This window comes from Xanthomarina maritima, assembly GCF_008084905.1.
Taxonomy (GTDB): domain Bacteria; phylum Bacteroidota; class Bacteroidia; order Flavobacteriales; family Flavobacteriaceae; genus Xanthomarina; species Xanthomarina maritima.
Genome location: NZ_VSFC01000052.1, coordinates 329,648 through 353,294, shown reverse-complemented (window position 1 = coordinate 353,294; position 23,647 = coordinate 329,648). Strand labels below are relative to the sequence as shown.

Below are 23,647 nucleotides of genomic sequence, written 5' to 3'. Positions count from 1 at the left end.
ACTAAATTTTTAAAGATGAAAAATAAATTAAAATCTATATTCTTACTTGCTCTTTCTGCAGGAGTATTAGCTACCTCTTGTAGCGAAGACGACCACACAGGAGCTAGTATGATAAACTATACGAGTCCTACAGTAACTCTATCTACAGCTAGTAACGATGTTGTTGTTGACGAAAGTATGATTGACCCAGATTTAGGTTATAATATAGCTGTAACTGCAACTATTGCTGAGCCTGTATTCGCTGATTTACATATTCCATTAGTACAAACTGGTGGTACTGCAGATTCAGACGATTTTAGTGCTGGTACAATAATCATTACTGCTGGTCACACATCTGCAATGGCATATGTTACAATTAATAGAAATGGCTATGCTGAAGGTACAGATACCTTAACTATTGGAGAAGGAGATAATATTGCTAATGCAAATGTTAGTCCTTTTACATTAAATGTAACAATTAATGATGACTATATTAATGACTTATTAGAATTAACTTTCGATTGGTCTGGTACATATACTTATAATGCTGGAATTCCAGCTGAAGTAACTATAGACTTTTGTGATATAGATATGGATTTCCCACTAGCTGATGCTGCTGGAAACATCCTTGGTTACATTGCTGGTACTGCAGATTGTCCAGAACATGGAGAATTAGACGGTTTAGCTGATGGAACTTACATTGTTATAGCTGAATTATATGATAATCCTTTTGCTGGATTAGGTACTAATCAGCCATTACCAATTACAATGTCTTGGCATCAAGAAGCTTTTAGTGATGGAGAGTTAGTATCTCCTGGTTTTAATACTGAAGATACTGGTGGTGCTATTGCTGTTGCTTATATAGAAGTAGTTAACGGTTATAACTATACTATTACTCCTTTCTAAAAAAAGTAATAATATATTAAAAATAAAAACCATCTCTTTTGAGATGGTTTTTTTTATACATTTGTCTCAATGGAAAATAGCACACAAATATTTGGGTTAAGAGCAATAATAGAAGCCATTAATTCTAATGAAACTATAGAAAAAGTATTTCTACAAAAAGGATTAAAAGGAGATTTATTTAATGAGTTAGAAACATTAATTAGAAAAGAAAAAGTAAATAGCTCTTATGTTCCTGTTGAAAAGTTAAACAGATTAACTAATAAAAACCATCAAGGTGCAGTTGCTCAAATTTCGCCAATTGAATTTCACAATATTGAAGATCTTGTCTTGAATGTTATGGAATCTGGTAAAACACCATTATTTGTTTTATTAGATCAGTTAAGTGATGTTAGAAATTTTGGTGCCATAATTAGAACTGCTGAATGCACAGGTGTTGATGGTATTATTATACAAAAAAAAGGGGGTGCTCCAGTTAATGGAGATACTATAAAAACTAGTGCTGGTGCAGTATTTAAAGTCCCTATTTGTAAAGTAGACCATATTAAAGATGCCATGTTCTATTTACAAGCTTCAGGAATTAAAGTTATTGCTGCAACTGAAAAAACAGATAATACCATATACGATGTCTCTTTTAAAGAACCTTGCGCTATTATTATGGGTTCTGAAGGTAGAGGTATAAATCCGTCCGTTTTAAAATTAGTAGATGATAAGGCTAAACTCCCTTTATTAGGTGAGATTGAATCTTTAAATGTATCTGTTGCCTGTGGTGCAATATTATATGAAGCTTTAAGGCAAAGACTTTAAATAGATTGATTATTCTTCATCTTTACTTTTAGGTTTAAAAGTATAATGGATTGTAGGTTGCTCCTCCTCTATTTCTTTATACTCGATAAAGTTTCCATGTTCATCGAAATGTTTTAAAAATGGATCTTCTTCTTCTTTAAAACCTTCTTCTTCCCAATTATATTTTTTTGGTTTAGCAATTTCTTTTTTAAAAATTATTGCGAATAACATTCCTGTTATTAAACCTGCTGTATGTCCTTCCCATGATACTCCTTCTTTTATTGGCAATACATACCAAATCATACTTCCATATAAAAATACCACAAGTAATGACAAAGCAATCAATCTATAATGCTTTGCTAGAATACCTTTAAAAAAAGTAAAGCTTACTAATACATAAATTAGTCCACTAGCTCCAATATGATATGATGGTCTACCTATACTCCATGTAATTAGACCTGATAATAAAATTCCGAAAATCAATACTTTCCAGGCGATGGGTTTATAGAAATAAAATATGGCAGCTGTTAATACAAATAAAGGAATAGTATTATGATAAAGATGTGTAATCCCAGAGTGAATAAAAGGGCTAAACAATACGCCTCGTAATCCTTTTAAGGTTTGTGGGTATATACCATATGTTGTAAAGTCTATTCCGAAACGAATTTCAATCCAAAAAACTATCCATATAAACAAAACAAAAAATATAGGAAATAATATAACTCCATTAGAAAATTGAAATTCTTCTTTTGTTTTCATAATTAAATTTAAAATTTTTATTGCAAATACATAACCATATTTAAAATTCGTGATAAATTGTCAGTTTGAATACTAAATTTATAAAGAATAAAATATCTCTCTTCAATGGAATATAGTAATTTTACAATATGAATGAACCCTTAGCAGAACGATTACGTCCAAAGAACTTAGATGACTATATCAGCCAAACACATCTGGTTGGAAAAAATGGTGCTTTGACAAAGCAAATAAAGCAAGGCTTAATTCCTTCTATGATATTTTGGGGTCCTCCAGGCATTGGCAAAACAACTTTAGCCAATATTATAGCTTCGGAATCTGGCAGACCATTTTATACGTTGAGCGCAATTAGTTCTGGAGTAAAAGATGTTAGAGATGTAATAGAAAAAGCAAAAACAAGTGGTGGATTGTTTACTACAAAAAATCCAATTCTATTTATTGATGAAATTCATAGGTTTAGTAAATCGCAACAAGATTCATTATTACAAGCAGTTGAAAAAGGTTGGGTTACGTTAATTGGAGCAACTACTGAAAACCCTAGTTTTGAAGTAATACCTGCTTTATTATCTAGATGTCAGGTTTATATTTTAAATTCTTTTAGTAAAAACGATTTAGAAGCCCTTTTAAGGCGTGCAATTGAAAAAGATGAGGCTATATCTAAAAAAAAGGTGAAGCTAAAAGAAACTGAAGCTTTATTACGCCTTTCTGGTGGAGATGCCAGAAAATTATTGAATATTTTTGAATTGATTGTAAATTCTGAAACTTCAGATAATATTACTATAACAAATGAAGCTGTTTTACAGAAAGTTCAAAATAATACAGTTCGATATGATAAAACTGGTGAACAACATTATGATATTATTTCAGCTTTTATAAAATCTATTAGAGGAAGCGACCCAAATGCTGCTGTTTATTGGTTGGCAAGAATGATTGAAGGTGGAGAAGAAGTAAAATTTATTGCAAGAAGATTATTGATTCTTGCTAGTGAAGACATTGGTAATGCCAATCCTACTGCATTAATAATGGCAAATAATACATTTCAAGCAGTTTCAACTATTGGGCATCCTGAATCGAGAATTATACTAAGTCAATGTACTACCTATTTAGCATGTTCACCAAAAAGTAATGCTTCATATGACGCTATTAATAAAGCTCAACAATTAGTTAAAACTACTGGAGATTTAACTGTCCCACTTCATATTAGAAATGCTCCAACAAAATTGATGAAAGAGCTAGGCTATGGAGAGGATTATAAATATGCACATAGTTATGAAAATAATTTTGCTGAACAAGAATTTCTACCTGAAGAAATAAAAAACACAACATTTTATAATCCTGGAAATAACTCTAGAGAAAAAGTGCAAAGAGATTTTTTAAAACAACGTTGGAAAGATAAATACAAGTATTAAAATTTAATATTTAGTCTGGTATCAATTACTTGGCTTCCATCATTTTCTGATAAATACCAAAAACCATCTTCTTTTATAACCATAGCGTTTTTACCCTGAACCATATACACTTCTGGGTTTTTAGTTTTTAATAAAACCATAACTACTTTTGGAGAACTATCAACTAACTGATAACCATTATCAGTTTTTTGAGCATATAAAACAGTTTCTTCATTTTCAATAGATTCTATTAATTCGTTATCTATTTTAGTGGCAACAGATTCTATAGTAGCAGCAATGGTAGTTTCGGCTACAGGAGTTTCTACTACTTTAGTAGTTTCTTTTTCCTGTTTTAAGGCAGCAATTTCTTCTTTAAGCTGCTCTATTTCTTGATTTGCTTCATCTCGTGTATCTCTACTTTCAGCAAGTATTTCTTCACTAGGTTCGTACTGATATTTTATGGCTGCTACGTAGGTAAATGCGTCTCTTAATGCTTTATTATAAGCAACTTCATATATTTTTTCGAAACTCTCTCCCATTTCTGAAACAAATACCAGTTCGTCTTTACAATTTTTTAATTCAATCTTTAGTTTTGTTTTAAAAGACCCAGAGTCATCTATTACATCTGCTTTTAATGCTAAACAGGGATTATACAATAAATCTTCTGGAAAGGTTTCATCTTCCATAAAAGCATTAAAGCCATGTTTATTGAATAAAAATTGAGATAAGGAATTTAGTCTAAATTGGTCCTCTTCATCTAAAAAATCATACTTATCAGGAACTATAACATATTTATAATTGTTAACACTATTCTGAGAAAACATAGTAAAACTAGAAACTAACAGAATGGTAATTATTAGAAATTTATTAAACATTTGTGAGACTTTTAAATTCTTGTAAAGATAGGTAAGATTTATAAAAATAATTTTAATTCATTTAAATTATTTATTTGATTCACTTGTTGCTGGGTAGGGTCTTTAAGATAATTAAAATATATAGCTTCCATTCCTATTCCTAAAGCCCCAAAAATATCTGCCTCTAAATTATCTCCAATCATTATACTAGTTTTTGGATTGGCATTGACTTTTTTTAAAGCATGATTAAAGATTTTTGGATTTGGCTTCTTAACTCCAACTTGTTCAGAATCTGTAACCGATTTGAAAAAATGATGAATGTTAGAATTCTTTAATTTACTTTCTTGAACTTCTTGAAAACCATTTGTTATAATGTGCAAATTATACTTAGGTTTTAAATAATTTAATACTTCTAAAGTGTCATCAAATAAATGATTAAATGACGTTAAATACGCTATATAATCAATTGATAATTTATCTATTAATGTACTATCTGCTCGAAATGATATTTTATTAAATGTATCGTTTAAACGATTATACCTTAATGAAGCCTTATCAATTTTTTCTTCTCTATAAAGCTTCCAATAATCTAGGTTTATAGGTTCGTAATGGCTTAAAAATTCGTTCAAATCTACAGCCACATCATGCATTTTAAATATTTTATTAAAAGTTAAAGCTGAATTTTTATCAAAATCCCAAAGGGTATGATCTAAATCAAAAAAAACATCTTTTATTCCCTTAATTTTCATGAGCTGATTCTAAAATCATATTAAATAATTCTTTATATCCTTTCCATCTATCTACTTCACTAAACGTATAATTATGAAAAACAGGTATAAATTCGCCATTTACTTTTTTTACTTGATTCATAATTTCCTTTAATTCTTTCTTTTTATCTAAGAGTGAATGGTATTTTAATAAAGAATAATCTAATAAATGATAAGAACATATCTTTAGAGGCGTTTGTATTTCATAATCTAAATCGTAGAAAAAAAATGGTGTACAGGTTCCTGCTCTAAATCCTGCATGATTTACATAACCCATAGTATAATCTTCTAAAATTTCCAATTCAACCAAATTTCTATAAGATTCTGGTAGATTTAATTTTGAAAAAGATTGCCTTGAAGCTGTTAATGAGGTGTTTAAAATAGACTCCATTCTAAGCTTCTCTTTCTTTAAAACCAAGATGTCTTCTAAAGCAAAATATGACGCTTTTAAACCAACTTGACAATAATCTGCCACTTGTTTTATTAAAGTAATTAGTTTCTTTTTTTGAGCATCTATGCCTTTATCGTATGTTGAGTAATCACCAATTAAAAAGAAGAACAGAAATTTAAAATCACTGTGTTTTTGTTTATTTATAATGTATTTAAAGGTATCGTAAGTATCGCGTTTAAACCCAAAAAGAACCATGTATCTGTAGTATAACTTTTTGAAATTAAAACTAAAGATATCTTTAACAGTTCCTCCAAATGTTCTCATAATTCCTTTTAATTTGAAATTATAGGCAGAAGGCACATCAATAATTGGTTTTATTGAATACGATTTTAAAGGAAATATAAATTCTGGAAAATTTTCCTGAAATACTTTTTTCATTTTATAAGCCCAAATATCTACTACAGGCTGATGTAGAAAGTTGTGTTTAAAAGCAATACTCTCTTGAGCTGTAAATCTGCCATATTCGTCTTTAACATGTGGTAAATATTCTTCGTATCTACTTAACAAATAGAATGTGGCTGAAAATATATCGAATGGAATAGCGCTTTTATCTCCACTTGAAAAGAAACATTTTGTTTCTTCCCAATCTTGAACGTTTAATTCTATATCTGATAGGCCTTGTTCATATAAAATATCATGACTTCTTACAAAAATTTCATTACTTAATGGTTGTTTGGTATAAGACATCTTTATACTATCATGAGCAATAAAATCTTCAATAGTGGTTGTAAAATCGACCGGAATACCTAATATTCTTGTAAAGATATGTTTAAAAGCATATTTTAATCGAGGTGATATTTTATGAGTATAAACTAGAAGCACTTATAAGATGTTTTCATCAGCAAAGCTAAAGTAGGCTTTTTCTGTTACGATTAAATGATCCAGAACCTTAATGTCCAAACTTTCTCCTGCTTGTTTTAATTTTTGGGTAATTTGTTTGTCTGCCTCACTAGGTTTTAAAGTTCCAGATGGGTGATTATGAACTAAAATGAATCCTGTAGCCCCAACTTCTAATGCATTTTTAAGTACTAACCTAACATCTACCATAGTACCTGTTATGCCACCTTTGCTCAATTGGTTTTTTTGAACAATTTTATTTGAATTATTTAGGTATAAAATCCAAAATTCTTCGTGAGGCAATTCTCCAAGAATAGGTTGCATAACTTGAAAAACCAATTGGCTAGAGGTAATCTTTATTTTCTCGACAACTTCTTCACCTCCTCTTCTTCTTCCTAATTCTAGAGCTGCTACAATAGTTATTGCTTTAGCTTCACCTATACCTTTAAATGCCATTAATTGTTTTAAAGATAATTTCCCTAAAGCATTTAAATTGTTGTTGACGCTTGCTAAAATACGTTTGCTTAAATCTACAGCACTTTCATTCCTGTTCCCAGAACCAATAAGAATAGCAACCAATTCAGCATCACTTAAACTAGATTTCCCCTTGTCTCGAAGTTTTTCTCTAGGCTGATCTATTTGATTCCAGTTTTTAATAGAAAATGATGGTGATTTTTCCTGCATCTAGTAAATATAAATATTGTAATTTTATAAATCAATAATCATTTATCTAAATTCTATAAATACATTGAACTATCCTCCAAAACTTCACCAAGATAATGACAAACTCCATATGATTGAAGTTATTAAAAATTATCCACTTGCTACTATTATTTCGGTAACAGATAATAAACCACTTATTACACATCTACCTTTAATTTATAGAGAAGAAGATGGAAAGCTTATTGGACATATAGATATTTATAATCCACAAGCTAATTTATTAAAAGACAATAATCAGCTGACAGTGATTTTCTCAGGGCCACAATGCTATATCTCACCAAGTATTTACACCACAACACAATTACCTACCTGGAATTATATTAAAGTCCATCTACAAGCTACTGTAGAAGCTATTGAAAGTAAAGAGGCTTTAAAGCAATCTTTAATTATTATGACAGAGTTTTTGGAAAAACCAGCCCATAAATATGTTTTAGATGCTGATAACCCTAGAATGGTAGCAAATCTTAATTACATTAAAATGTTCGAAATTACCATTACGCATTGGGAAGGGAAATTTAAGCTCTCGCAGGACAAAAAGCCACAAGATAAGGAGAATGCCAAAGCTGAACTGATTCGGTCCAACCAAGAAAACATAAGAGCATTTTTAGATAAGGTGTTTTAAGAGGGTGTTTTTTAATAAAAACATGCTGATGAAAGGTGATTTCATCTTTTGTAAGAAAAATCGCTTGCTCCCATACACTATCCATACACTATCTATACTTAAGCCATACTTAAGCTATACAGTAGCTCTTTAGTATGACTCGTCCTAAAATACTATACAGATAATTAACTAAATCCTGATATCTCATTATACAATCTTTTAACTTCTGCCATATTAAAATTAGCAAAAAATATCATAATTAGGCATCTGTGAAACAAATTGAAACAGATTGAAACAATTTGAAACAGATTGAAACAATTTGAAACACGAAGGCCATTTTTAGGGGGTTTTGTTCGAGACTTGTTCGAGACTTGTTCGAGAAAAACTTTGCTGTATGTTTTAAAAATGGAGTTTTTAGGGGAGGTTCTCGAAGAATTCTCGAAGCATACTTAAAAAACCTGTGTCAAGAAGCTAAAAATATATTACTTTAGTATTAAACTGAGTTAAAAAACACATAGCTAGCCATAGTTGTCACCAAAAATATTGAACAACAGTAATAAATAATTTCATGTTAAAATATCTTATTTTATTCTTCTGCACAATTTTATCTTTTACTATCAAAGCGCAAAACCTTATAGGTGCTTGGGAAGCTATTACTACTTCCGAACAGGGAGAGCCACAAAGAAATGTACTTATTTTGGCTGATGGCTATCAGGTATTAAGTAGTTATCACGCAAGCTCTGGCAAATGGATACATACCAATGGTGGCAGCTGGAAATTAGATGGCGATACCATGACAGAAAAGGTAGAGTTTAATACTAGCTCTCCTGAGCTTGTAGGTACTGAAATAAGTTATCAAGTACGAATTACTGATAACGACATTGAAATTGTTGATAGTCATTTAAAATTTAAAAGAATAGACTCTGGCAAACCAGGTAAACTTCAAGGAGCTTGGTTAATGTCTGGTAGAATAAGAGATGGAAAAGAACAATTGCGTGACACCAGTGGCCCAAGAAAAACCATGAAAGTATTGTCTGGCACGCGATTTCAATGGATAGCCTATAATGCAGAAACCAAACAATTTATGGGAACTGGTGGTGGTACCTATACTACCAAAGATGGCAAATACACTGAAAACATTGAATTCTTCTCAAGAGACGATTCTAAAGCAGGACTTAGTTTGCAATTTAATTACGAATTAATTGATGGCAAATGGCATCACTCAGGTCTGTCTAGTAAAGGAGACCCTATTCATGAAATATGGAGTATTAGAGAATAACAAGTTGTTTTCTAACATATAAAACAAATGAAAGTAAAAGCCTCAAACAGATTCCTGCTTACGCAGGAATGACAGTAATTATTTAATCAACCCTTTCACGGCATCAAAATCCAAACCTCCATAGTTTCCAGAACTCATAAGCAATAAGGCTTTGTTTTTAAAATCTTGCGAAAAGAGAAAGTTTTTAAAATCGTCTGGATTGGTGTAGATAATTAAATCGTCACGTTGAAAGGCATTGGCAATTTGTTCATGCGTGACTTCCTCTAACTTTTTAATTTCCACAGCCTGTGGTGAATAAAAAACCATAGCCACATCGGCTGCATCTAAAGCGCCTTTGTATTCTTTTAAAAATTCGGCATTCAAGCTGCTATAGGTGTGTAGTTCCAAACAGGCCACCAGAGTTCGGTTTTGGTATTGCTCTTTTACGGCCTTAGTAGTTGCTTCCACTTTAGAAGGTGAGTGGGCAAAATCTTTATAAGCCACACTATGCTTACTTTCGGCAATCTTTTCTAAGCGTTTACTGGCTCCTTTAAAGGTAGCAATGGCTTCGTAGAAATCGTCTTCATCAATTCCCATATGCTGACAAATCCACTTGGCTCCTGCCAAGTTGTTTAGATTGTGTTTTCCAAATACTTCTATTGGTAAAGGTCCTTCAGGTGTTTCCAAAAGGGTTTGTCCATTTTCAACCGTATATTCTGGTGTGTGGTAAGGCAGTTTTCTAATGGTGTTTTCGCTGGCCTCTACCACTCTAGCCACTTCGCGATCTTCTTCATTATAAGTAATGCTTCCACCCCTTACAATACTATCTATAAAAATACGGAACTGCTCCACATAGCCTTCGTAAGTTGGAAACACATTGATATGGTCCCAAGCAATGCCACTTAATAAAGCGATGTTTGGTTTGTAGAGATGAAATTTTGGCCGTCTATCTATGGGAGAGCTTAAATATTCGTCGCCTTCAAGAACCATAAAGTCGTTGTCTTCTGTTAGTTTTACCATGACATCAAAACCTTCTAATTGGGCTCCAACCATATAATCCACATCGCGATTGTGATAATGCATAACATGAAGAATCATAGAGGTTATGGTAGTCTTTCCATGACTTCCACCAATGACTACTCGTGTTTTGTTTTTAGATTGTTCGTACAAAAACTCTGGATAGCTGTATATTTTAAGTCCTAATTCCTGAGCTTTTAAAAGTTCTGGATTGTCTGCTTTGGCATGCATACCCAGCACAATAGCATCTTGATTGGTTGTTATCTTTTCTGGAAACCAACCAAAGGTTTCTGGTAGTAACCCTTTAACTTGTAATCTAGATTTTGAAGGTTCGAAAATAGTATCGTCGCTTCCTGTTACTTTGTATCCTTTATTGTGTAAAGCTAAAGCCAGATTATGCATAGCAGAACCACCAATAGCTATAAAATGTACGTTCATAGTCGTGAATTGTAAAGGTTTCAAAGATACTTTTTTTGAAAGAAACTCAAGAATGATTTAATAGAAAAGCTTCTACAAATTAGCGATTAGAAATAAGCTCCTTTTCTTCTTGAAACACTTTAATTTCTGGTAGCTCTTTAATTGCAAGGTTTATATACTTAAAAGCTTCTGTTTTATTGTTTTTGTGCCTGTAAATTTGAGCCAATCTATAATTTGCCCAAGCAATGGGAACGCCATCTTCTGGCGAATAATTTTTGATGTAGTTTTTTAAACAGGCTTCCCCTTTTTCCAGCTGCATATTATATTCGGCTGAGACTTTACCAAGCTGATAATGCAAGGCATTGCGTTGTAGTTTATCTTGGGCTTCTTCTATATTTGAAATCGCTTTTTCAGGTTTTTTTTGTTTTTCATAAAACTCCGTTAGTTTGGTATAACAGGTTAGAGAACCTCCTATGGTAATGGCTTTTTTATAATATAACTCGGCAAGCTCTGGCTCGTCATCATATTCGTAAATATAACCTTTTGCCAAATAACCATCTACCTGAGAGAGTTGTTCCAATTCATTAGCATATTTTAAAGAGGTATTTTTACTTCCTCCTACTATGGCAGGTAATTGCATGTACAATTCTACCAAAGCCCAACGGGTTTCAATATGGTTTTTGTCTAATCTTGCTGCAGTTAAAAAAGCATCTTTTAAATCGCCTAAATAGGTTAATGCCGAAAGTTTATTTACAGAAAGAGCTTTCATACCTAAAGCACCACCATATTTGTAATGATAGTTAGCTACTTTTGGTTTAAAATCTACCAGCTTTTTGTATTGCGCCATGGCTTCATCCCACTTTTCTTGATAACCATAAGCATCTCCCAACAACTCAATGGCTTTTAAATCGGTTGGATTATTAGTCACAAACATGGCTGCAGATTTCTCGGCTTTGGCATAGTTTTTTTGCTCTAACAACCATTCCAGTTCTTGGTGAGATGTTTGAGAAAAGCTCCACAAAGGGAGCAATAAAAGTAAAACCAACTTTTTCATGGCATATTTGTCTGAATAACAAAAGTAACCTTTCTTATTGACTTAAAAAATGTCTATTTTCACCTAAGGAATTGCAAATTTTGTTTCTGTATATTTTTTTGGAACAGCTTTTGATTTGCTACTGATACAAATTTTTACAAATGAAATACTACGCTACCCTATTGATGGTTTTACTGTACGCTCAATTCTCTGAAGCTCAAAATACGGATTATGAAACACTTTGGAAACAAGTGGAAGTTCTTGAAATGGATGACTTGCCGAAATCGGCTTTAAAGGTTGTAGAACAAATTGAAGCTTTGGCAATAAGAGAACAAAACAAACCTCAGCAAATAAAAACGCTGCTTTTTAAAAGCAAGTTTGCTTTAATTTTAGAGGAAAATGCGCAGCTAAAGATTATAAACGACTTTAAAGCTGCTATTTCAAAAAACGAAGCTCCCATAAAAAATGTGATAGAAAATATGCTAGCCACTATATACTGGCAATATTTTCAGAAAAACAGATATAAATTTTACAACAGAACCAAAGTTGAAGACAAAACGGTTGCAACCGATTTTAGAACTTGGGACTTACAAACTCTTTTTAATGAAATCCAATTACATTATGAGAATTCCTTAAAGAACAAAGAGTTGCTTCAAAAGGAAGATTTAAACTCTTATTCCAGTATATTAAATGAACAAAAAAACTCTAAAATATACAGACCTACTTTATATGATTTACTAGCCCATAATGCTTTGGAGTTTTATCAAACAACTGAAAACAGCATTACCAAACCTGCTTATAAATTTGAAATAGATGATGAGATTTATTTAAGTGATTCCAAGAGGTTTTCTAATTTAAACATTGAATCTAAAGATTCGACTTCTTTGGAATTACAAGCTTTAAAAGTGTATCAGGATTTAATACAGTTTCATTTAAAAGACAACAATTCGGACGCCTTAACAGATGTTAATATTTTACGATACAACTTTGTAAAAGAACATGCAACGTTCCAAAACAAGGACAGTTTATTAATACAAGCGTATCAAACAGAAGCTGCACGTATACAAACACATGAAGTTTCTGGTTTATATACGTTTGAAATTGCAGACTTATATTTTCAACAAGGGCAGGATTATCAGCCAATAACAAATGAACAGAATCGTTGGAAAATAAAAGATGCGGAATTACTTTGTAAAAGCATTATTAAATATTTCCCTAAAAGTATCGCTGCAGAAAAATGCGAGATTCTATTAAAACAAATCTATCAAGAGTCCTTAAATATTCTTGCTGAAACTTACATTCCTATTCAAAAAGATGCTAAAGTATTATTGACTTATAAGAACATAAGCGCATTGGATTTTAGCATTTATAAATTATCAGAAAAACAATTTCATTTTTTCAATGAAACACATAAAAACGATGAGAAACTTCATTTTATTAATAAACTAAAAGCTACTGCAACTTGGAATAGTGAATTAAAAAACATTTTAGATTTTCAACAACACAGCACTGAGCTCCTCTTGCCAAAATTAGATAATGGCAGATACTTAATAGTTGCAAAAGTTAAGAACAAAGAAAACACCTATGCTTACAGTAACTTTCAAGTAACCAACATAGCAGTGGTTGAGAAATGGGAAGAACAACGATATTTATATCAGTTTATTGATAGACTCTCTGGATCTCCATTAAAAAATATACCTGTAATTAATTACAAAAAGCATTTTACCACAAACAACTTTGGAGAAATAGAAATAAAAAAAGACGTAAATAAATCTTCTAGAGCCAATTTTGAAGTAACATACCAAAACGACCATGCCTATTTTGGTGAATATCGTATCAATAAATTTTACAAGCAAAATAGTTACAAAGAAACATATAAAGGATTTTTATTTACAGACAGAAGTATCTACAGACCTGGTCAAACAGTATATTTTAAAGGGATTGTCACTCAAACAATTGATAATAAAACGGAGGTTCTCGCAAATCATAAAGTTTCAGCAGTTTTATACAATGTGAATTATGAAGAAGTTAAAAAAATAGAATTAGTTACAAATGAGTTTGGCTCTGTTTCTGGAGAATTTATTCTTCCTAATTCAGGATTAAATGGACAATACCGAATTGAAATATCGTCCAATACTAATAATATTTCTTTAAAAGCAAGAACTTACTTTTCCGTAGAAGAATACAAACGTCCTAAGTTTGAAGTCCAATTTAAACCAGTAACAGACACCTACAAGGTAAACGATTCTGTTACTGTAAAAGGGAATGCTTTAGCATATGCAGGAAGCAACATTACCCATGCCAAAGTGGTTTACCGTGTATATAGAATGGTGCAATTTCCACATTGGTATTATTGGTATAGACCTTATACATATAGGGAAATTCAGGAAATCTCACATGGTGAAGCTACCACAAACGAGAAAGGCGAATTTGAAATCACTTTTAAAGCCATCCCAGACACTAGTGTTAACAAAAACTTTTTACCAAATTTTCTATATGAAATAACTGCAGATGTCACCGATTTAAATGGCGAAACACGTTCAGCAACAACTACTGTACATATTGGGTATCATGCTTTAATTGCAAGTGTGTCTGTAGATGCAAGTTTGGACAAATTAAAGAAAGACCACACAATAAAAATAGACACAAAAAACCTGAATGGTGAATTTGTTCCAGCCCAAGGAAGCATCAAAATATACAAGCTTCAAGCACCAGAATATGTATTACGACCAAGATCATGGGAAGCGCCAGATTATCAAGTAATCCCTGAATCTGAATTTAAAAGTAAGTTTCCATTTGAAGCTTATACTAATGAAAACAACCCAAATAATTGGAAACAAGGCGAGCTTGTTTTAGAAAAATCCTTTAATACGGAAAAGTCTAAAGAACTTGAATTGGGAAACATCAAGAAATGGGAATCTGGACAGTACGTGGTTGTCTTGGAAAGCAAAGATAAATTTGGGCAGGAAGTGAAAGACGAAGCCAGAACTACTTTGTATAGTAATACAGATAAAACACTCGCAGACAACCAGCTTTTTAGTATCGAAACAAACAAAGAAGATTACTTTATTAACGACACGGCAGAGTTGACTTTAGGGGCTTCAGCAGAACATATAACAGTTACTGTTGAAATAGAAAAGAACATAGAAACTGTAAACACCTACATCATTCAATTAAACAACAATAAGAAAACCCTAAGCATTCCTGTAACTAAAGCAGATTTAGGAGGTTTTGCAGTCCATTATAGTTTTGCTTACCAAAATAGTTTTGAGTCTGGCACGAAACTTATTTCAGTACCTTATCCTAAAACCGATTTAGAGATTGAAACCACGACGTTTAGAGACAAATTGCAACCAGGACAAGAGGAGACTTGGAGCTTTAAAATTAAAGGTCCAAAAGGCGAACAAGTGACTGCCGAGTTATTGGCAAGCATGTACGATATGTCTTTAGACCAGTTTAAATTACGTAATTGGAGGTTTGATCCAATTAATAAAAATACTTATGGTGCTTATAATAGAAAATATGGAAGTAAGAGTTTTTCAAGTGAAGCTTTTAAAGTTAATAATTTAAAAATATATTATGGCTTTTATTATGATAGGGATTATGATAATATAGATTGGTTTGGATTCAATTTATTTAATCCTTGGATTAGAGTCCAATATTTAAACAAAAAAAAGTCAAAAGAATCTTATTTCTATGATGCTTCTTTGGAAAAGGGACTTATTAAAGGTAAAGTCACTGATGAAAATGGTTTGCCTTTGCCTGGAGTTAATATCTCAGAAAGAGGAGCTATAAATGGCACTCAAACAGATTTTGAAGGCAACTTTGAAATTAAAGTAAATAAAGGAGATGTTTTATCTTTTAGCTTTGTTGGATATATTCGAAAAGAGATTTTAATTGGTAAAGACAATGTTCTTAATTTTAATATGTTTCCAGACCAAGCTGCTATTGATGAAGTTGTGATTACTGCAATGGGAATTAAGAGAGACAGACAAGCCATCGGTTATGCTGTTTCAAAATCTGAAAGTGCAGAAATGGATGCTTTGGAAAATGAAGAGGTTATCGGTGAAAATGGAGAGGTAACTAATATTAAAAAAGAAGACTTCTCCCAAGTTAAAATTCGTAAAAACCTTCAGGAAACAGCATTTTTCTTTCCACAGTTACAAACAGACGAAAAAGGGCATGTTAGTTTTAGTTTCACCACACCAGAAGCCTTAACCAAATGGAAATTGCAATTGTTAGCTCATACCAAAACTTTGGAATCTGCAACAACTACGTTGGAAACTGTTACCCAAAAAGAATTGATGGTCATTCCAAATGTACCACGTTTTTTACGTCAAGGAGACCAAATAACTATTAGTTCTAAGATTTCTAATCTGAGCAAAAAAGATCTTTCTGGACAAGCCGTTTTACAATTGTTTGATGCGATAAACGGAAAACCTATTGACACTGTATTAAATAACATTAAAAACACCAAGGCTTTTACAGTTGTAGAAAAAGGAAACACCGAAGTCTCCTGGAGCTTATCCATTCCAGATCATATAGATGCCGTTCAGTATAAAATAATTGCTAAAGCAGGAGATTATAGCGATGGCGAGCAAAATGCGCTTCCTGTATTATCTAACAGAATGTTAGTAACTGAAACCTTGCCTATGTGGATACGTTCTAACGAAACCAGAACCTTTACTTTAGACAAACTGAAGACAAATACTTCAACCACTTTAAAACACCATAAACTAACATTGGAAATGACGTCCAATCCAGCTTGGTATGCTGTTCAAGCGTTACCTTATTTAATGGAGTATCCTTACGAGTGTAATGAGCAGATATTTAGTAGATATTATGCGAATGCTTTGGCAAGCCATATAGCCAATTCGAATCCAAAAATTCAGGAGGTTTTTAATCAGTGGAAAAACACAGATGCGCTTCTTTCAAATTTAGAAAAGAATCAAGAATTAAAATCCATTCTTATTGAAGAAACACCTTGGTTACGAGATGCTGAAAGTGAAACCGAACAAAAGAAGCGTATTGGTTTGCTTTTCGATTTAAATAAAATGAGCAACGAACTACAAGCTAATATTAGAAAACTAGAACAAAACCAAATGGGTAATGGGTCTTGGGCTTGGTTTCAAGGTGGTGGACCAAATCGTTACATCACACAACATATTATTTCTGGGTTTGGACATTTGGATAAACTGAATGTCATTCCGAACGACAGTGAGGAATCTATGATTAAAAGTGCTATTTCCTATTTAGATAAGGAGTTTGTAGATACATACAAAGACATTACTAAATATAACGAAAAAGTAGATTTAAACTCAGACCATTTAAGACACATACAACTGCATTATTTATACATGCGAAGTTTTTTTCCAGAGATTAAAAAATCGGAAGAAGTTGAAAATATTATTGCTTACTATCAAACGCAAATTCAAAAATATTGGAAATCTCGTAACCTGTACTCGAAAGGCTTGATGGCTTTGGTGTCTCTTAGAGCTAATGATGACGTAACAGCATCAAAAATCTTAAAATCTTTAAAAGAAAATAGTATTACTAATGATGAATTAGGCATGTATTGGAAAGAAAACACCGCTTCTTGGTATTGGTATCAGGCTCCTATAGAAACCCAAGCATTGATGATTGAATCTTTTGCAGAGGTTGGAACTGTTATTCAGAGTGAAGCGAAGAATCTCAAAGTTATTGATAATTTAAAAATCTGGTTATTAAAAAACAAGCAAACCAATCGTTGGAGCACAACCAAAGCAACTACTAAAGCTGTTTATGCCTTGTTACTTCAAGGTAGTGATTGGCTTTCTGTTACAGACATGGTAGATGTAGTAATAGGAGAAAACAAAATAGAAGCTTCTAAACTGGAAGATGTAAAAGTAGAAGCTGGAACAGGTTATTATAAAACTGCTTGGACTGGAGGAGATATCAAACCAGAGATGGCAGAAGTTACTTTAACTAAAAAAGGTGAAGGCATTGCTTGGGGAGCTTTATACTGGCAGTATTTTGAAGATTTAGATAAGATTACTTCAGCTGAAACGCCATTAACTCTTAAGAAAAAACTCTTCTTAAAAACCAATACAGATTTAGGTGAAGAGATTTCAGAAATAACCTCTGAAACCCAATTAAACATTGGCGATTTAGTACGTGTTCGTATAGAATTAACAAGCGATAGAAATATGGAATTCCTTCATATGAAAGACATGAGAGCCAGTGGCTTGGAACCAGTTAACGTATTATCTCAATACAAATGGCAAGATGGTTTGGGTTATTATGAAAGCACCAAAGATGCTGCCACCAATTTCTTTTTCGACTATTTACCAAAAGGAGTATATGTTTTTGAATACGATTTACGTGTAAGCAATGCTGGAACTATGAGTAATGGTATAACAACCATTCAAAGCATGTATGCTCCAGAATTTAGTAGTCATAGTGAAGGGGTTAGAATTCAAGTTAATAATGATTAGTTGTTAGTATTTGGATAATAATACGACAAAAAACATATACTTATTGAATAAGTATAAAATACTGCTCCAATAATTACATACATATTTTATAAAAAAAAGAGGCTAACTAGCCTCTTTTTTTATTCAACAGGAAGTCGTTTTTTAATTAATAGTATTTGTCCTAAATGACTGGATTGATGTTCCATTACATGAAACCAAGCCCAATGATTATTCATATTATAACCTTTTGGAACACTTTGAAACCAAGCATCGTCTTTTTCTTTTAGCAAAGCAATTGTTTTTTCACGAACTCCTTTATAAATGTCTAAATAGTAGTTTACATCAAGTCCTTGGTATTCTTCTCTAGCCTCATCTCCAAGTCCCATAGCAACTTTCCATTGTGCTTTTTCTTCTTTGTTAAATTCTCTATTTTCAAACGTATACACTTGGTAAAAAGCTTCTGTTGCAGCCAAATGCATAATTAAAGAACCAATTCTATTGGCTTTATCATCCATTAAAAAGTCTAATTTTTCGACATCAAGATCTTTAACTGTGTATTCTACTCTATTGCTTAAATCGTTAAGCATAGAAACCATAGTCCCAATTTCTGGAGAAAATCCTTCTTGTGGACCAATCATGTTTTGAGCGTGAGTAGTAATAGAAACAATAATTAAGGCAAGTATTTTTGCTAATGTTCTCATTTTTAATTGGTTTTAGTTTTATCAAATTAAAGTAAAGAAAATCATAGCTCAATATTATTTAACAGAGAGTTAACGATACAATAATATTTTAGGAGATTTTTATTTTTTCGGAGGAAATCCTTCAAGAACTTTAGTTACCACAGCTTTAAACTGTTCTTCACGTTCGCTAGGATTATCTGTTAGAACATCTGATTCGCTACTAATGGCTTGCCAAAATAATTTGTTGGTTTTGGCATCTACAAAATCGAATTTTATTTGCCTAGTTATATTAGCTTGACCAATAGGAATTCCAACAGAAACTCCTCCTCCAACATTGCCTCCACCAACGCCTACTCCAACAGAAGATCCACTTTGTACTTCTTGATAAGTAGAACTTTCAATGTCGATAATAAAATCGGAATCTTCAGCAAGTACAAATCCTTTTAAGGACATGGTCTCATCCAAGGCATTAAAAAATCGGTTGGTATCCAATTCGCTCAATCCTAGATTCATATTGGTAAAATAACTATATGACTTGTACTTAGAAAAATCGGTGTTTTTCTCGTAATCGTAATTCACGGTTACTCCACAGGATAAACAAAATAACAGAAAAAATATTGAGGCTAACTTTTTCATTTTTCTTTTAAAGATATGAAAAATGACATTCTTACATATTTTTTGAAAGAATTATTCGTTTAACATCATCCAAAGTTTGTCTTTCAACTCAGTAATTCCTTGTTGAGCAACAGACGATATAAACATATATTTTACTGGAAGAGTTTTATCTAACTCGGCTTTTAATTCGGCTTTTAACTCATCATCAAGCATATCGCATTTAGAAATAGCAATCAATCTTTCCTTGTCTAAAATCTCAGGATTATATCGCTTTAATTCGTCTAGAAGAATATCATATTGTTTTCTAATATCTGGCGCATCTGCAGGAATTAAAAATAATAAAACCGAATTCCTTTCAATATGTCGTAAAAAGTAATGACCAAGACCTTTTCCTTCTGCTGCTCCTTCTATAATACCAGGAATATCTGCCATCACAAAGGTTTTAAAATCTCGATATTCTACAATTCCTAAATTGGGTTTTAAGGTTGTAAACTCGTAATCTGCAATTTTTGGTTTAGCAGCACTAACAACTGATAGCAACGTAGATTTTCCAGCATTAGGGAATCCAACTAGACCAACATCAGCCAATACTTTAAGTTCTAAAACTATATCTAGTTCTTCGCCAGGAGTTCCAGGTTGCGCATATCTAGGTGTTTGGTTTGTAGAAGTTTTAAAGTGCCAATTACCACGTCCTCCCATGCCACCTTTAGCAATAATTTTTTCTTCACCATCTTCTGTTATTTCAAAGATAATCTCATTAGTTTCTCTGTCTCTTACCAAAGTCCCTAAAGGCACATCCATATAAACATCTTCTCCATCTGCTCCTGTACTTCTACTTTTGCTTCCATGCTCACCATGACCAGCTCTAAAATGTCTTTTAAATTTATAAGTATAAAGTGTCCATAGATTAGAATTCCCTCTCATAATAACATGACCTCCACGTCCACCATCTCCACCATCTGGACCACCTTTTTCAATAAATTTCTCACGATGTAAGTGCATTGAACCCTTACCTCCTTTTCCAGAAGACACATGAAGTTTTACGTAGTCTACAAAATTTCCCTCAGTCATAATTATATCCCACTCAAGTGGAACTATTTTTAATGAAACTTATTGCTTGGATTCCAGTTTAAAAGGAATAATGTTTAAATTTTATCTATTACAGTACTTAAGCGTTTTGTAATATCTTCAATACTACCAACACCATCTACTCCAAAATATTTATTTTGAGCTGAATAATAATCTTTTAATATGGCTGTTTTTGTGTAATATTCTTTAATTCTATTTCTAATTATACTTTCGTCTGCATCATCAGCACGACCACTTGTTTTTCCTCTTTCTAACAAACGCTCTACCAATACTTCATCGGCAACTTCAAGAGCAACCATAGCATTAATTTGAGAATCTTTAGAGTTCATTAATTTATCTAAAGCATCAGCTTGAGCATTTGTTCTTGGAAAACCGTCAAAGATAAATCCGTTAGCATCAGCATTTTTTTCAACTTCAGCATTTAACATATCTATAGTTACTTGGTCTGGAACTAATTCGCCTTTATCCATGTATGATTTAGCAATCATACCAAGAGCTGTTTCATTTTTAATATTAAAACGAAACACATCTCCTGTTGAAATATGAATTAAGTTATACTTTTCTTTTAAAAAATTAGCTTGTGTTCCTTTACCTGCTCCTGGAGGGCCAAATAGCACTAAATTTGTCATGTGTTGTGTTGTTTTTAATTGATATACTGAAGGCAAATCTCTTCCTAAACCATTATAATCTAAGCCATAGCCTACAATGAATTTATCTGGAATTTCAATACCTACATAATGTAATTTATAATCTTTTTTATAAGCTTCTGGTTTGTAAAAAAGTGTTGTAATAATGAGTTGCTTTACATTTTCACTTTTAAAAATTCTATGAACTTCTTCAAGTGTATTTCCAGAATCTATTATATCTTCTAAAATTACTACTGTTCTTCCGCTTAAATCTTGTGTCAAACCAATTAAACGTTGAATGTCTTCGGTAGATTTAACTCCTTCGTAAGAAGCTAACTTTATAAAAGTAACTTCACAAGGTTTCGGATACTTTTTAACAAAATCGCTTACAAACATAAAAGAGCCATTTAAGATGCCAATAAATACTGGAACTTCATCTTTTAATTCTTTGGCAATCTCATTTGCCATACGTTGAACCGTCTTTTGTATCTCTTCTTCAGAAATAAAAGGCTTAAATTGTAAATCGTGTAGCTTTACCACTTGTTTTAATTTTAGAAATGCAAAGATAATCATTTGATTATCGTTTTACGAATTCTAATTTAGATTGTTTAGGTTTTAGTTTTTTCAAAGGGTTTTGATTTGTACTTTTGTAGAAAATTGAATCAATGAATTTTTTCTCTTCAACATTTAAACTAGGCATTCTTGGGGGTGGACAATTAGGTAAAATGATACTTAATGATACCAGAAAATTTGACATCTACACTTCTGTTCTAGACGCAAGTGATGAAGCTCCTTGTAAGATTGCATGTAATGAATTTCACTTGGGAGATTTAATGGACTTCGATGCTGTTTATAACTTTGGCAAACATGTAGATGTTCTTACATTCGAAATTGAAAACGTCAATACAAAAGCACTTGAAGCTTTAGAAAAAGAAGGTATTAAAGTATATCCATCGGCTAAAACTTTGAGAACCATTCAAAATAAGGCTACTCAAAAATTATTTTATAGAGATCACGATATTCCAACAGCAGATTTTTCAAGATTTGCTTATGCTTCAGAAATTATAGACGCAATACACAATGGTGGATTGGAATTCCCTTTTGTATGGAAAAGTGCTCAATTTGGTTATGATGGAACAGGAGTGAAAATTATTAGAACGGAAGCCGATTTAGAAGGCTTACCAAATGTGGAATGTATTGCAGAAGACATGATTCCTTTTAAAAATGAATTAGCGGTTATAGTTGCAAGAAATTCTAAAGGTGAAGTTGCAACATATCCAGTTGTGGAAATGGAGTTTCATCCGGAAGCTAACCAAGTTGAATATGTAATTTGTCCTGCCAGAATAGATGAAAAAGTAGCTAAAAAAGCAACAGAAATTGCTTTAAAAGTGTCTCAAGCCTTTAACCATGTTGGTTTATTAGCAGTTGAAATGTTTCAGACAAAAAATGATGATATACTTGTTAATGAAGTTGCACCTAGACCTCATAACTCAGGTCATCATACTATTGAGTCAAGTTATACATCTCAATTTGAACAACATTTAAGAGCCATTTTAAATTTACCATTAGGAAAAACAGATAGTAAAGTTGGAGGAATTATGGTAAATTTGGTTGGTGCTGAAGGATATACTGGAAATGTCGTTTATCAAAATATTGAGAATATTATGAAAATGCCTGGTGTTACTCCACATATTTATGGCAAAAAACAAACCAGACCCTTTCGAAAAATGGGACATGTAACCATTGTTAATAAAGATTTAAGCGAAGCCAGGCGGATTGCAGAAGAAGTAAAAAACACAATTAAAGTTATAAGCGAATAATTATGAGCAAAGTAGGAATTATTATGGGAAGCAAAAGCGACCTACCAGTGATGCAAGAAGCCATAGATATTTTAACTGGTTTTGACATAGAAATAGAAGTAGATATTGTTTCTGCACATAGAACACCAGAAAAATTATTCGATTATGGAAAACATGCTCATACTCGTGGATTTTCAGTAATTATTGCTGGAGCCGGTGGAGCAGCACATTTACCAGGAATGATTGCCTCTTTATCTCCTCTTCCAGTTATTGGAGTTCCTGTAAAAAGCAGTAATTCTATAGATGGCTGGGATTCTATCTTATCAATACTTCAAATGCCTGGTGGTGTTCCTGTAGCTACAGTAGCGCTAAATGGAGCAAAAAATGCAGGCATTTTAGCAGCACAAATAATTGGTAGTTCAGACACATGCGTTTTAGACAAAATTGTTCTTTATAAAGAAGGATTAAAAGCAAAAGTTATTGAATCTGCAAAAGATTTAAAATAAAAAACCTCGACTTGGAGCCGAGGTTTTAACGCTATTAATCAATTATTTAAAAGAGTCACTTAAAACTCTCATGAAAAATCTGATGCAAAAGTAGAATTTAAATTCAAATA

At 32.2% G+C, this 23,647-nt stretch carries 19 protein-coding genes; 8 read left to right on the top strand and 11 right to left on the bottom strand.

The features are described from left to right. The first annotated feature begins 15 nt into the window (after nucleotides 1–15). Both FVF61_RS11535 and rlmB read left to right on the top strand, forming a co-directional pair. The gene (locus FVF61_RS11535; protein WP_148456558.1) at nucleotides 16–885 is read left to right on the top strand and encodes a hypothetical protein; all 870 of its coding nucleotides are present in this window, start codon (nucleotides 16–18) and stop codon (nucleotides 883–885) included. Between the two features lie 69 nt (nucleotides 886–954). Continuing rightward, nucleotides 955–1,689 (top strand): 23S rRNA (guanosine(2251)-2'-O)-methyltransferase RlmB, encoded by a 735-nt coding sequence (rlmB, locus tag FVF61_RS11530; RefSeq protein WP_148456556.1) that lies wholly within the window; start codon nucleotides 955–957, stop codon nucleotides 1,687–1,689. 9 nt (nucleotides 1,690–1,698) lie between these two features. Here rlmB and FVF61_RS11525 read toward each other — a convergent pair whose 3' ends face one another. After that, nucleotides 1,699–2,427 (bottom strand): rhomboid family intramembrane serine protease, encoded by a 729-nt coding sequence (locus FVF61_RS11525; RefSeq protein WP_148456555.1) that lies wholly within the window; start codon nucleotides 2,425–2,427, stop codon nucleotides 1,699–1,701. A 128-nt stretch (nucleotides 2,428–2,555) separates the two neighbouring features. Here FVF61_RS11525 and FVF61_RS11520 point away from each other — a divergent pair, with 128 nt between their 5' ends. Then, complete coding sequence (locus tag FVF61_RS11520; protein WP_148456553.1) at nucleotides 2,556–3,833, top strand: replication-associated recombination protein A; 1,278 nt, start codon at nucleotides 2,556–2,558, stop codon at nucleotides 3,831–3,833. On the opposite strand, the gene FVF61_RS11515 is transcribed toward FVF61_RS11520, so the two are convergent. The 4 genes from FVF61_RS11515 to radC are packed head-to-tail and all read right to left on the bottom strand — an operon-like array spanning nucleotide 3,830 to nucleotide 7,405. Next, the gene (locus FVF61_RS11515) at nucleotides 3,830–4,687 is read right to left on the bottom strand and encodes a hypothetical protein (protein ID WP_148456551.1); all 858 of its coding nucleotides are present in this window, start codon (nucleotides 4,685–4,687) and stop codon (nucleotides 3,830–3,832) included. The two genes, FVF61_RS11520 and FVF61_RS11515, sit on opposite strands and share 4 nt — an antisense overlap. 38 nt (nucleotides 4,688–4,725) lie before the next feature. Then, entirely contained in the window at nucleotides 4,726–5,415 is a 690-nt protein-coding gene (locus FVF61_RS11510; RefSeq protein ID WP_148456549.1) for a YjjG family noncanonical pyrimidine nucleotidase, read from the bottom strand. Next, the gene (locus FVF61_RS11505) at nucleotides 5,405–6,706 is read right to left on the bottom strand and encodes a polysaccharide deacetylase family protein (protein ID WP_148456547.1); all 1,302 of its coding nucleotides are present in this window, start codon (nucleotides 6,704–6,706) and stop codon (nucleotides 5,405–5,407) included. The genes FVF61_RS11510 and FVF61_RS11505 overlap by 11 nt, the downstream gene beginning before the upstream one ends. Then, nucleotides 6,707–7,405, bottom strand: a complete 699-nt coding sequence (radC, locus tag FVF61_RS11500) for a RadC family protein (protein ID WP_148456545.1) — start codon at nucleotides 7,403–7,405, stop codon at nucleotides 6,707–6,709. 64 nt (nucleotides 7,406–7,469) lie between these two features. Here radC and FVF61_RS11495 point away from each other — a divergent pair, with 64 nt between their 5' ends. After that, nucleotides 7,470–8,066, top strand: coding sequence for an FMN-binding negative transcriptional regulator (locus tag FVF61_RS11495; protein ID WP_148456543.1), 597 nt, complete (start codon nucleotides 7,470–7,472; stop codon nucleotides 8,064–8,066). A gap of 547 nt (nucleotides 8,067–8,613) precedes the next feature. Beyond that, nucleotides 8,614–9,324: a membrane or secreted protein gene (locus FVF61_RS11490; RefSeq protein ID WP_148456541.1), complete on the top strand. Its 711-nt coding sequence runs from the start codon at nucleotides 8,614–8,616 to the stop codon at nucleotides 9,322–9,324. Between the two features lie 78 nt (nucleotides 9,325–9,402). Here FVF61_RS11490 and FVF61_RS11485 read toward each other — a convergent pair whose 3' ends face one another. Together FVF61_RS11485 and FVF61_RS11480 are read right to left on the bottom strand one after the other, a co-directional pair. Then, nucleotides 9,403–10,758, bottom strand: a complete 1,356-nt coding sequence (locus FVF61_RS11485) for a UDP-N-acetylmuramate--L-alanine ligase (protein ID WP_148456539.1) — start codon at nucleotides 10,756–10,758, stop codon at nucleotides 9,403–9,405. Between the two features lie 79 nt (nucleotides 10,759–10,837). Next, a complete protein-coding gene (locus FVF61_RS11480; protein ID WP_148456537.1) occupies nucleotides 10,838–11,791 on the bottom strand; it encodes a tetratricopeptide repeat protein in 954 nt (317 codons plus the stop codon). A gap of 140 nt (nucleotides 11,792–11,931) precedes the next feature. Between FVF61_RS11480 and FVF61_RS11475 the strand changes: the two genes are divergently transcribed. Beyond that, nucleotides 11,932–18,243 (top strand): alpha-2-macroglobulin family protein, encoded by a 6,312-nt coding sequence (locus FVF61_RS11475; protein ID WP_233586812.1) that lies wholly within the window; start codon nucleotides 11,932–11,934, stop codon nucleotides 18,241–18,243. Between the two features lie 119 nt (nucleotides 18,244–18,362). Here FVF61_RS11475 and FVF61_RS11470 read toward each other — a convergent pair whose 3' ends face one another. The 4 genes from FVF61_RS11470 to FVF61_RS11455 all read right to left on the bottom strand — a co-directional run bounded on the left by FVF61_RS11470 (nucleotide 18,363) and on the right by FVF61_RS11455 (nucleotide 21,805). Continuing rightward, entirely contained in the window at nucleotides 18,363–18,923 is a 561-nt protein-coding gene (locus FVF61_RS11470) for a DinB family protein (protein WP_148456535.1), read from the bottom strand. Between the two features lie 99 nt (nucleotides 18,924–19,022). After that, the gene (locus tag FVF61_RS11465) at nucleotides 19,023–19,481 is read right to left on the bottom strand and encodes a DUF4136 domain-containing protein (RefSeq protein ID WP_233586811.1); all 459 of its coding nucleotides are present in this window, start codon (nucleotides 19,479–19,481) and stop codon (nucleotides 19,023–19,025) included. Between the two features lie 108 nt (nucleotides 19,482–19,589). Next, nucleotides 19,590–20,588 carry a GTPase ObgE gene (obgE, locus tag FVF61_RS11460; RefSeq protein ID WP_148456531.1) on the bottom strand — a complete coding sequence of 333 codons (999 nt, stop codon included), beginning with the start codon at nucleotides 20,586–20,588 and terminating at the stop codon, nucleotides 19,590–19,592. A 74-nt stretch (nucleotides 20,589–20,662) separates the two neighbouring features. Next, on the bottom strand, nucleotides 20,663–21,805 hold the full coding sequence (locus tag FVF61_RS11455) for an adenylate kinase (RefSeq protein WP_233586810.1): 1,143 nt from the start codon (nucleotides 21,803–21,805) through the stop codon (nucleotides 20,663–20,665). Between the two features lie 92 nt (nucleotides 21,806–21,897). Here FVF61_RS11455 and FVF61_RS11450 point away from each other — a divergent pair, with 92 nt between their 5' ends. Further along, nucleotides 21,898–23,052, top strand: coding sequence for a 5-(carboxyamino)imidazole ribonucleotide synthase (locus FVF61_RS11450; RefSeq protein WP_148456529.1), 1,155 nt, complete (start codon nucleotides 21,898–21,900; stop codon nucleotides 23,050–23,052). Nucleotides 23,053–23,054: 2 nt separating this feature from the next. Then, nucleotides 23,055–23,537: a 5-(carboxyamino)imidazole ribonucleotide mutase gene (gene purE / locus FVF61_RS11445; RefSeq protein WP_148456527.1), complete on the top strand. Its 483-nt coding sequence runs from the start codon at nucleotides 23,055–23,057 to the stop codon at nucleotides 23,535–23,537. Nucleotides 23,538–23,647 lie beyond the last annotated feature (110 nt).

Excerpts from the sequence above, each read along its gene's own strand:
- FVF61_RS11510 (WP_148456549.1), bottom strand. The coding sequence starts at position 5,415 with ATGAAAATTAAGGGAATAAAAGATGTTTTTTTTGATTTAGATCATACC.
- FVF61_RS11520 (WP_148456553.1), top strand. The coding sequence starts at position 2,556 with ATGAATGAACCCTTAGCAGAACGATTACGTCCAAAGAACTTAGATGAC.
- rlmB (WP_148456556.1), top strand. The coding sequence starts at position 955 with ATGGAAAATAGCACACAAATATTTGGGTTAAGAGCAATAATAGAAGCC.
- FVF61_RS11475 (WP_233586812.1), top strand. The coding sequence starts at position 11,932 with ATGAAATACTACGCTACCCTATTGATGGTTTTACTGTACGCTCAATTC.
- FVF61_RS11485 (WP_148456539.1), bottom strand. The coding sequence starts at position 10,758 with ATGAACGTACATTTTATAGCTATTGGTGGTTCTGCTATGCATAATCTG.
- radC (WP_148456545.1), bottom strand. The coding sequence starts at position 7,405 with ATGCAGGAAAAATCACCATCATTTTCTATTAAAAACTGGAATCAAATA.
- FVF61_RS11480 (WP_148456537.1), bottom strand. The coding sequence starts at position 11,791 with ATGAAAAAGTTGGTTTTACTTTTATTGCTCCCTTTGTGGAGCTTTTCT.
- purE (WP_148456527.1), top strand. The coding sequence starts at position 23,055 with ATGAGCAAAGTAGGAATTATTATGGGAAGCAAAAGCGACCTACCAGTG.
- FVF61_RS11455 (WP_233586810.1), bottom strand. The coding sequence starts at position 21,805 with ATGATTATCTTTGCATTTCTAAAATTAAAACAAGTGGTAAAGCTACAC.
- FVF61_RS11525 (WP_148456555.1), bottom strand. The coding sequence starts at position 2,427 with ATGAAAACAAAAGAAGAATTTCAATTTTCTAATGGAGTTATATTATTT.
- FVF61_RS11470 (WP_148456535.1), bottom strand. The coding sequence starts at position 18,923 with ATGAGAACATTAGCAAAAATACTTGCCTTAATTATTGTTTCTATTACT.
- FVF61_RS11515 (WP_148456551.1), bottom strand. The coding sequence starts at position 4,687 with ATGTTTAATAAATTTCTAATAATTACCATTCTGTTAGTTTCTAGTTTT.
- FVF61_RS11450 (WP_148456529.1), top strand. The coding sequence starts at position 21,898 with ATGAATTTTTTCTCTTCAACATTTAAACTAGGCATTCTTGGGGGTGGA.
- FVF61_RS11535 (WP_148456558.1), top strand. The coding sequence starts at position 16 with ATGAAAAATAAATTAAAATCTATATTCTTACTTGCTCTTTCTGCAGGA.
- obgE (WP_148456531.1), bottom strand. The coding sequence starts at position 20,588 with ATGACTGAGGGAAATTTTGTAGACTACGTAAAACTTCATGTGTCTTCT.
- FVF61_RS11490 (WP_148456541.1), top strand. The coding sequence starts at position 8,614 with ATGTTAAAATATCTTATTTTATTCTTCTGCACAATTTTATCTTTTACT.